The following is a 10,000-nucleotide window of genomic DNA, read 5'->3' as shown; positions in this document are numbered from 1 at the left end:
GAAAGATTTTCTCGACCTTCGGGGGGATCATCTTTCTTGAAGAGGACCCGTCATGCCCGCTGACCTGCCCCCGGCTACGCCTTTGATGCCCGCTGAGATCGACGCCCTGTCGCAGCGCCTGCCGCTGTGGACGCGCGAGGCGGGGGATAAGGCCATGGAGCGCCATCTGCGCTTTACGGATTTCACGGCGGCGTTTGGTTTTATGAGCGCCGTGGCTCAGGCGGCGGAGCGGCTGGACCACCATCCGGAATGGTCCAATGTCTATAACCGCGTGTCGATCCGCCTGACGACCCACGATACGGGCGGGCTCAGTGATCGCGATGTTGCGCTGGCCGAAGGGATTGATGCCGCAGCCACCCGGTTTAAGGCTGTTTAAGGAGGGTAAGGGATGGATACGCAAACACAGCCTGCGCGCCACGGTATTGTCGGCGGCTATGTGCCGGACCGTCCCGACTGGACCATCCCGCAAAACTGGGACGCCTATACGGCGAGCGAGCACGCCACCTGGCGCACCCTGTTCGAGCGGCAGATGCAGACCATCCGCGGTCGGGCCTGCGGCGAATATATGGACGGCCTGAGCCAGTTGCCGATCACAGCCGAAGCCATCCCCGATTTCGACGCCCTGAGCGAGGTTCTCTACCGCCGCACCGGCTGGACGGTGGTGGCCGTGCCCGGCATGGTGCCCAATGACGTCTTTTTCGACCATCTGGCCAACCGGCGCTTCCCGGCAGGGCAGTTTATCCGCGACGGGCGTGAGTTGGACTATCTGGTCGAGCCGGACGTCTTCCACGACCTGTTCGGCCATGTGCCGATGATGATGAACCCGGTCATGGCCGACTTCATGCAGGCCTATGGCGAGGGCGGGTTGCGCGCCGAAAAGCTGGGCGTGCTCGACCGGCTGGCGCGGCTCTACTGGTACACGGTGGAGTTCGGGCTGGTCGAAGAGGGTGGCGGCGTGCGCATCTTTGGCGCCGGCATATTGTCGTCCTTTACCGAGACGCAGTTTGCGTTGGAAAGCCCGTCCCCGAACCGTATCGGCTTCGATCTGGAGCGCGTCATGCGCACCGTCTATCGCATCGACGATTTTCAGGAGGGATATTTCGTCCTGCCGTCGATAGACACGCTTCTGGGGCTGGCGCAAAAGGACTTCGGGCCGATCTATGAGGCGCTGGCCGGGCTGCCCGACCTGACGCCTGGCCGCATCGAAGCCACCGACCGCGTATTTCACCGCGGCACGGGCGACTATCACCAATAAAGCCTCCCCCGAAGATCAGGGGAGGCGCTTTTCCGTTTACTTCCGCTGATCGGCCGACCTATCGCGGGCGGTTTTGAACTCCGAGGTGGCGCGCCATTGCGGCCATTCGCGCGAATGGGCCAGCTTTGCCCCGATCTGGTAATAGAGGGTCACGTCCTCGACCATGCCCGCCATGTCCCAGTCCGCCGACCATTCGTCATCGGCCTGATGGTAGCGCTTGTCGCGGTAGTCGGTTTCCTTGGCCGTGCCCGCCGCGATGCCGCCCTTGATCAGGTCCTTGCCGCCCTTAGCATAGAGCATGGGGACGCCGCGTTTGACGAAGGGGAAGTGGTCTGACCGGAAGAAGTAACCCGCTTCAGGCTTTTCATCGGGTGACAGGATGCGATTCTGTGCCTTGGCGAAGGTGCCGAGATCGTCCTCCAGCGACGACTGACCATTGCCGACCACCACGATGTTTTTCGTCGCGCCGAAGACATTGAGCGCGTCCATATTGATGCCCGCCACCGTCTTTTCCAGCGGATAGACCGGGTTTGAGGCGTAGTATTCCGAGCCCAGCAGCCCGCTTTCTTCGCCGGTAAAGGCGATCATCACCACGCTGCGTTCGGGTTTGGGGGCCTTGCCAAAGGCGCGCGCCAGCTCCAGCAGGGCCGCAATCCCGGTGCCATTATCGACCGCGCCATTGAAGATCTTATCGCCATTGGCGTCAGGGGCGCCGATGCCGATGTGGTCCCAGTGCCCGCCATAGACGACCGTCTCATCCGCGTGTTTCGTGCCGGGCAGGCGCGCGATGACATTGTGCGAGACGATTTCCTTCGCCGTCACCTGATAGCCGCCGCTGAGCGTGGTCTTCAGGTCCACCGGCCGGAAGTCTTTGGTGCGCGCCGCGACCTTCAGCGCCGCCAGATCAAGGCCCGCCTGAGCAAACAGACTCTGCGCGGTTTCGGCCGACAGCCAGCCTTCGAGGCCGGTAAACTGTTTTGACGGGTCAGGCCGCACGATGTCGAACTGCGGTCCGGTCCATGAATTTTTCACCGTGCCCCAGCCATAGGAGGCCGCCGCTGTGTCGTGGATGATCAGCACGCCCGCAGCACCGTGCCGGGCGGCCTCTTCGTACTTGTAGGTCCAGCGCCCGTAATAGGTCATGGCCTTGCCGCCGAAGGTGTTGGCCTCAGGCGCATAAAAGTCCGGATCGTTGATCAGCACGACCACAATCTTGCCCTTCACATCGACGCCCTTGAAGTCGTCCCAGCCGCGTTCCGGGGCCGTGACGCCATAGCCGACAAAGACCAGCGGCGTGTCCTTGAAACTGACATCCCCCAGCGCGCCGCGCGTCGAAACCACAATGTCCGTGCCCGGCGTCAGCGCCGTCACCTTGCCGCCGCTGCTGAGCGAGAGGGTGGGGTTTTGCACCGTGAACTGGCGCAGCTTTACGGCCTGCGTCCACTGACCGTCCGGGCCGCCCGGCTGAAAGCCCGCCGCGGAAAAACCGTTCGACAGATAGTCGATCACCTTGGGTTCGGCGGGCGTGTTGATGCCACGGCCTTCGAAGCTGTCGTCAGACAAGGCCTTCACGTCGGCGGACATGCGCGCACCGGAAATCTCAGGCGTCCTGGGGGCGGCCAGCGCCGGAACGGACAAGGTGAGGGCCAGCAGGCTGGCGGCCATAACGGGTCGTAAAGACATGCGGGACTCCTTCGGGATCAGTTTCAAATGAAGCTAAATGTCTGAGGGTGGGTGTCAAGATCATGTCCGGTTTATGGCGGCTTTCGCTTTCCTGACTGCATCTTTATCCCTTAGCGGCCCATTGTGAGGCTCTGCGGACGGATCGTCCCACGCCTTATTCTTTTTCCGACCTGTGATTTTCAGCAGCCTTCCGGCGGTATTTTGCGCCGGAGCCGATCCGCCGACGCTGGTTTTTTTTCGCGAAGGGTTCGCCATGCTTCAGGATAAGCATTTTGCCGTCGAAACCGAGGCCCACAGCCTTGATGATATTCTCAGCCGTGCCCGTCTCAAACCCGAAGCGGGCCTGTCGCGCGTCGCCGTGCTCGGCAACTTCCCGCCGCGTCAGTGCGGTCTGGCCACCTTTACCCGCGATATCTATAAATGCCTGCACGAAGCCCTGCCGTCGGCCCGCTTTGAGGTGATCGCTATGGACGATCACGCCGGGCCCTATGCCTACCCGCCCGAAGTGACGCGCCACCTGCCGCAGGACGACGCAGCGGCCTATCGGCAACTGGCCGCCGATCTCAACGCCGCCCGGATGCAGGTGCTGTTCGTGCAGCACGAATACGGGATTTTCGGTGGCCCGTCGGGCGCACACCTGCTGGAATGCCTTGAGCGGGTCGATATGCCGGTCATCACCACCCTGCACACGGTCCTCGAAACCCCCAATGCGGACCAGCGCCGCGTGATGGACGGGCTGATCCGCCTGTCTTCGACCCTGATCACCATGGCCCATAAGGGCGCAGACATCCTCAAGCGCGTCTATGGCGTGCCGGACTCGCAGATACTCGTCGTGCCGCACGGGGCCCCGGCGCGGGCCTTGCGCCCCACGGCTGACTTCAAGGCCGGGCTGGACGCCGGAGGGCGGCGGGTGCTGTCCACCTTCGGGCTGTTGTCGCCAAATAAAGGGATCGAGACGATCATCGAAGCCCTGCCGGCCATTTCCGAGGCCTGCCCCGATGTGCTGTATTTCGTGGTGGGGGCTACGCACCCCAATCTGATCCTGCATGAGGGCGAAGCCTATCGCGAGCGCCTGATGGCGCGCGCTGAGGCACTGGGCGTCGAAGACCATATCCGCTTCATCAACCGCTTCATGTCCGATGACGACCTGATCGACCTGCTTCAGGCGACCGACGTCTATGTGACGCCCTATCTGACCGAAACCCAGATCACGTCGGGCACGCTGAGCTATGCGCTGGCCGTCGGCAAACCGGTGGTCTCGGCGCCTTACTGGCACGCGGTTGAGGCGCTGGCCGACGGGGTGGGCGTCGTCTGCCCCTTCCGCGACAGCGCGGCCTTTGCCGAGGCGATTATCGACCTTTTGACCGATGAGGCCAAACGGGAAGCCATGAGCGAACGCGCCTATGAGGCCGCCCTGCCGTCGCGCTGGAGCGCGGTGGCCGCCGCCTATACCGGGCGCGCCCGCGCCGACATCACGACGCAGGGCAGGGTGCTGTCTGTGGTCCCGTCTATCGGATCGGCCCCGGCCTGGCGCGCCGTTTTGCGGCTGTCGGACGATTGCGGCATGGCCCAGCACAGCCGCTACCGCCTGCCCGATCGCACGCATGGCTATTGCACCGACGACAATGCCCGCGCCCTGATGCTGATGGCGCGGCGGGCGAAGTTCGAGCGCTTTGACGAGCAGCGCACAGACCTCGCCTATCGCTATGCGGGCTTCGTCAACCACGCCTGGAACCCTGAGACGGGGCGTTTCCGCAACTTTATGAGCTTTGCGCGGCAATGGCTGGACGAAGGCGGGTCGGACGATTGCTGCGCCCGTGCCTTTGAGGCCCTGATCGAGGTGGTGCGTTCTCCCCTGCCGGACGATCTGCGGCAGTGGGCGCGTGAACTTAGCCAGCGCGTCCTGCCGCACGTCGCCGACTGGCCGTCGCAGCGCGCCCGCGCCGTGAGCCTGCGCGCGCTGGATGCCGCGGTCGATCATGTGGGCGAGGCGGCGGAGGTCCTGCGGTTGATGGAGGTGCTGGCCGAACCGCTGCACGCCGCCTATTGCCACAACGCCCCGGCGCATGGGTGGTTTGAGCCCGCCCTGTCCTACGACAATGCGCGCCTCCCCGAAGGTCTGTTGCTGGCCGGGAAGCGCCTCGGCAATGCCCGGATGGTCCAAAATGCCCTGAGTGCCAGCGTGCGCATCATGGCCCTGCAAACCGCCGAGGCCGGTCATTTCCGCCCCATTCCGACCCGCAGCTTCGCTGCCGGGCAATCGCATAAAGGCGGGCGTGAGGCCCTGTTCGATCAGCAGCCGCTGGAGGCGCAGGCCTCCATCGAAGCCTGCCTGACGGCGTGGCGCGTGACGGGGGAAGCGAGCTGGAAGGCGCAGGCCTTGCGCGTTTGGCAATGGTTCCGCGGTGACAATGATCACGGCCTTTGCCTGATGAGCGAGGACGGCGGCTGTTGCGACGGCCTGACCGTGCACGGGCTCAACGAAAATCAGGGGGCGGAGTCGGTGCTGGCTCTGCACCTGAGCTGGTGCGCCCTGAAAGATGCCGGTCTGTAACTAAAAAAGTATGCCTATGAAAGAGATCAAGTACAGCGACATCGTGCTGCGCGCCGACCCTGAGCGCGTCGTGCTGCGCCCCTTCACCATTTCGGTGGAGCCCTACAATACGGCTTTGGGGACCATGTCACGGGCCGAGCGCATCTGCCGCTCGCTGCTCAAACTGACGCGCGAGGAATGTTGCGCCGAACTGGATAGCGTCAGCCGCGATTTCAGCGGCCGCCACCTGCAGGCGCGCGCCATCTTCCTTGACCGCTTCAGGGCGATAAAGGCGATGATCGGTCGCGCCATAGACGGCATGGATGAGATCGACGAGGACCACGCGGCGCTGATCGGGGCCTATTTCTGTCAGGAATATTCCTTCGAAGCGGCGGCGATCATGAACCCGTCCGTCGTTGTCCACCCCGAACAGACACATGTGCCGGAGGGGGCGGTGCGTTTCCTGATGTCGGTGCGCACGGTCGGGGAGGGGCATATCTCGACCATCTCCTTCCGCGAAGGCGTGTTCCATGCCGACGGCACGGTCGATCTTGAGCCCGACTCCGACTTTATCGTCGCCGCCAAACCGGCGCAGGGGGCGACCGACGGGCCCGTCACCCTGATGCGGCATAAGGCCTGTTCCGTATCGGGCACGGTCATCTTCCCGGTGACGCGGGCTCAGTCGAACGGCCTCGAAGACCTGCGTCTGGTGCAGTTTACCGAAGACGACGGCGACACTACCTATCTTGGGACCTACACCGCCTATTCGGGGCGTGAAATCGGCTGCGAACTGTTCGAAACCGAGGATTTCGATACCATCTATCTGGCCCCGTTGCGCGGGCTGGCGGCGACGCACAAGGGGCTGGCCCTGTTCCCGCGCCGCATCAACGGACGCTATGCGGCCATCGGGCGGCTGGACCACGAAAGTCTGTTTTATCTCGAAAGCGAAGACCGCATGGTGTGGAACTATGGTGACCGCATCGTCTCGCCCAAACACCCGTGGGAAATGGTGCAGATGGGCAATTGCGGCTCGCCTATTGAGCTGGACGCCGGGTGGTTGGTCTTTACCCACGGCGTCGGGGCGATGCGCCGCTACTGTCTGGGGGCGGTGCTGCTCGACAAGGCCGATCCGCGTCAGGTGATCGGCCGGTCGCGCACGCCCATTCTGGCCCCCGGCGAAGACACGCGGGAAGGCTATGTGCCCAATGTCGTCTATAGCTGCGGTGCGCTGAAACACGGCGACTGGATCCTGCTGCCCTATGGCGTGGCCGATTCCTCGATCCGCTTCGCCTCGCTGCACGTCGATGACATCCTTCAGCACCTGCGGCCCTTCTGATGGACGGCAGCCTGCCCGTCATGGAGGCTGCGGCGGACGCTGCGGAACAGGCGAAGGCCTGTGGCCTGCGCTACGTTAATGACCGGCGACCCGGCTTTACGCGCCGGCGCTATGGTCGCCGCTTCGTCTATTTCGACACCAGGGGTGTCCGGATCGACGACGAAAAGGCGCGCGCCCGCATCGACCGGCTGGCCATTCCCCCGGCGTGGAAAGACGTATGGATTTGCCCCTTCGCCAATGGCCATATTCAGGCGACCGGCACGGACGCCAAAGGCCGCAAGCAGTACCGCTATCACGCCGACTGGCGCAGCGTGCGCGACGCCACCAAGTTCAGCCATATCCTGCGCTTCGGCGAAGTGCTGCCGCGCATCCGCGCTGCCGTGCGCGCCGACATGGCCATACGGAGCTTAAGCCGTGAAAAGGTGCTGGCCACCGTTGTTTATCTGCTGGAAAAGACGCTGATCCGCGTCGGCAATGACGAATATGCCCGCACCAACAAATCCTATGGCCTGACGACGCTGAAGGACGAGCATGTTTCGGTCGAAGGCCAGAGCGTGCGTTTTCGCTTTAGGGGCAAATCGGGCAAGGCGTGGAACCTCAAACTGAGCGACCGCCGTGCTGCCGCCGTCATCCGCCGCCTTCAGGACCTAGGCGAGCAGGAATTGTTCGCCTGGGTCGATGAGGCGGGGCGGGTGCACGATGTTACCTCGTCGGACGTCAATGCCTATCTGAAAGAGATCAGCGGCGAGGTCGTCACCGCCAAGGACTTCCGCACCTTTACGGGGACGGTGCTGGCGGTGTTGGCGCTTCAGGCCTTCGATGCCTTTGAGACCCAGACCGAGGCCAAGCGCAATCTCAAGGCCGCCATCGAAGACGTGGCGCGCCGGCTCGGCAATACGCCCGCCGTCTGCCGCAAGGGCTATGTGCATCCGGAGGTGATCAGCGCCTATCTGGACGGGGCTTTGAGCCAGCAGATTGTGGACGAGATCGACGCCGAACTGAGCGAGGCGGCGGAACTGGACCCCGATGAGGTGATGGTGCTCGGCTTCCTGAAAAAGCGCCTGAAGGCTTAGGCCCGGATATCGGCCAGCAGGCGGCTGAGGCTGTCGAGATTGACCGGCTTGGTCAGGTGGTGGTTGAAGCCCGCCTCAAACGCCGCCTGACGGTCGCTATCCTGCCCCCAGCCGGTCTGGGCGATGACCACCGTGTCTCGCAATTGCGGCCGTTTGCGCAGTTCGCGGCAGACCTCATAGCCATTCATGCCGGGCATACCGATATCGAGCAGGATGACGTCCGGCGTCTCGCTGTCGGCGGCGGCCAGAGCGGCGGCCCCATCGTGCACGGTGCGCGTATGGTGGCCGATCAGGTCGAGCATCCAGCTGGTCGTTTCGGCCGATTCGCGGTTGTCATCGACCACCAGCACGTTCAGTGACCGCGCCGCCTGTGCCTCAGTCAGACCGTCCACCGTGGCGTGCGGCGCTTCGGCCAGAGGCAGGCGCAGTTCAAAGGTCGAGCCCCTGTTGGCTCCGGCGCTTTCGGCATGGATCGAGCCGCCGTGCAGGGCCACCAGCTTTTGCGCCAGCGCCAGACCGATCCCCAGCCCGCCCTGCGCGCGGTGGATGTTGCGGTCCACCTGCGTGAACAGCTCAAACACCTTCGGCAGCATGTCGGCGTCGATGCCCAGCCCGGTATCGCTGACGCGGATCACGGCCTGCACGCCATCGCGGCGCAGGCTGAGGCCGATGCGACCGCGTTCGGGCGTATATTTGGCGGCATTGTTGAGCAGGTTGGCGACGATCTGCGCCAGCCGCGTCAGGTCGCCATCGACCCACAACTCCTCCGCCGGCAGGTCCAGTGTAAAGGCGTGCCCGGCAAGGTCGATGACGGGACGCGCGGTTTCCACCGCCGCCTCGACCACCGAACGCATCGTCAGGTGATCGCGCTTCAGTTCGATCTTGCCCTGACTGACGCGCGACACGTCCAGCAGATCATCGACAAGGCGCACCAGATGCGTCATCTGACGGTCCATCATGTCGCGTACCTGCGCCGCCATCGGGCTGTCCGGAGCCATGCGCAGAATCTGGAGCCCGTTGCGGATCGGGGCCATCGGATTGCGCAGTTCGTGCGCCAGGGTGGCCAGGAAGACGTCCTTGCGGTGATCGGCCTCGCGCAGGGCCTCGGCCGCGCGCTGAATCTCGTCCCGCTGGGCCTGAAGCGCGTCGCGCTGATGCGCGATCTGACGACGCTGGGCGTAGAGTTCGACGAAGACCTCGACCTTGGATTTGAGGATATCGCCGTCGATAGGCTTTTGCAGGAAATCGACGGCCCCGGCCTCATAGCCGCGGAAACGGCGATCGCGGTCGGTGGTCCCGGCGGTCAGGAAGATGATGGGGATGCGCCGCGTGCGTTCAGCACCGCGCAGGGTTTCGGCCAGCTCAAAGCCGTCCATCTCCGGCATCTGCACGTCGAGCAGGGCCAGCGCCACCTCCTGCCGCAGCAGGATTTCCAGCGCCTCAACGCCTGAGCGCGCCTTGAGGATGGTCAGGCCGTCACGGCGCAAAAGGGCTTCGAGCGCCAGCAGGTTTTCTTCGAGATCATCGACCAGCAGGATGGGGGCGGGCGTGTTCATCAGGCGGCCTCCACCAGTAGTTCGGCGGCCAAGTCCTCAAGCGGGCACACCTCCGCCGCCGGGCACAGGGACAGGGCGGTTTCCGGCATCAGGCGCGCATAGGCCGTCTCCGGCGACTGGATCAGGCCACGCCCGCCCTGCGCCATAACGGCGCGCAGGCCCTCCGCGCCATCCTCATTGGCGCCGGTCAGGATGACACCGGTCAGACCTGGCCCATAGGCATCCGCGGCCGTTTCAAACAGCACGTCGATCGACGGGCGCGAAAACCATACCGGCGCTTCGTTCGATAGGGCAACGGTGAAGTCGGTTTCGACCATGAGGTGATAATCCGGCGGGGCGAAGTAGATGGTGCCAGCCTCGATGGGGGCCTTATCTTCGGCTTCGACAACCTTCATGAGGCATTTGTCCCTGAACAGGTCGGCCAGAACGCTGTGCCGGTTCGACGGCAGGTGGATGACCACCAAAACCGGGCAATGGTCGGGCGGCAGGTGCGGCAGGACGGCCGACAGGGCTTCTACGCCGCCGGCCGAAGCCCCTATGACTACCGCTTTGCGGGGAAGGGCG

Annotated in this window: 8 protein-coding genes; 5 read left to right on the top strand and 3 right to left on the bottom strand. The window is 64.1% G+C overall.

Annotation, left to right across the window (positions count from 1 at the left end):
- Nucleotides 1–52 precede the first annotated feature (52 nt).
- Together LDL37_RS05815 and phhA are read left to right on the top strand one after the other, a co-directional pair.
- Complete coding sequence (locus LDL37_RS05815) at nucleotides 53–376, top strand: 4a-hydroxytetrahydrobiopterin dehydratase (protein WP_290795516.1); 324 nt, start codon at nucleotides 53–55, stop codon at nucleotides 374–376.
- A gap of 12 nt (nucleotides 377–388) precedes the next feature.
- Complete coding sequence (phhA, locus tag LDL37_RS05810; protein WP_290795514.1) at nucleotides 389–1,255, top strand: phenylalanine 4-monooxygenase; 867 nt, start codon at nucleotides 389–391, stop codon at nucleotides 1,253–1,255.
- A gap of 36 nt (nucleotides 1,256–1,291) precedes the next feature.
- Here the strand turns inward: phhA and LDL37_RS05805 are convergent, their stop codons facing one another.
- On the bottom strand, nucleotides 1,292–2,938 hold the full coding sequence (locus LDL37_RS05805) for a M28 family metallopeptidase (RefSeq protein ID WP_290795512.1): 1,647 nt from the start codon (nucleotides 2,936–2,938) through the stop codon (nucleotides 1,292–1,294).
- Between the two features lie 253 nt (nucleotides 2,939–3,191).
- Here LDL37_RS05805 and LDL37_RS05800 point away from each other — a divergent pair, with 253 nt between their 5' ends.
- Genes LDL37_RS05800 through LDL37_RS05790 form a run of 3 tightly spaced genes read left to right on the top strand, consistent with a single transcriptional unit; the run spans nucleotide 3,192 to nucleotide 7,880 of the window.
- Nucleotides 3,192–5,492: a glycosyltransferase family 4 protein gene (locus tag LDL37_RS05800; RefSeq protein WP_290795510.1), complete on the top strand. Its 2,301-nt coding sequence runs from the start codon at nucleotides 3,192–3,194 to the stop codon at nucleotides 5,490–5,492.
- Nucleotides 5,493–5,508: 16 nt separating this feature from the next.
- Nucleotides 5,509–6,807: a glycoside hydrolase family 130 protein gene (locus LDL37_RS05795; protein ID WP_290795508.1), complete on the top strand. Its 1,299-nt coding sequence runs from the start codon at nucleotides 5,509–5,511 to the stop codon at nucleotides 6,805–6,807.
- Nucleotides 6,807–7,880 carry a DNA topoisomerase IB gene (locus LDL37_RS05790; RefSeq protein ID WP_290795506.1) on the top strand — a complete coding sequence of 358 codons (1,074 nt, stop codon included), beginning with the start codon at nucleotides 6,807–6,809 and terminating at the stop codon, nucleotides 7,878–7,880. Before LDL37_RS05795 ends, LDL37_RS05790 begins: the two co-directional genes overlap by 1 nt.
- Here LDL37_RS05790 and LDL37_RS05785 read toward each other — a convergent pair.
- On the bottom strand, nucleotides 7,877–9,436 hold the full coding sequence (locus LDL37_RS05785; RefSeq protein ID WP_290795504.1) for a response regulator: 1,560 nt from the start codon (nucleotides 9,434–9,436) through the stop codon (nucleotides 7,877–7,879). The genes LDL37_RS05790 and LDL37_RS05785 overlap by 4 nt on opposite strands.
- A partial coding sequence (locus LDL37_RS05780) for a chemotaxis protein CheB (protein ID WP_290795502.1) occupies nucleotides 9,436–10,000 on the bottom strand: 565 nt, incomplete at its 5' end. The genes LDL37_RS05785 and LDL37_RS05780, both read right to left, overlap by 1 nt.

Source organism: Asticcacaulis sp., assembly GCF_020217185.1.
Lineage (GTDB): Bacteria > Pseudomonadota > Alphaproteobacteria > Caulobacterales > Caulobacteraceae > Asticcacaulis.
This window is presented reverse-complemented; position numbering and strand designations above follow the sequence as displayed.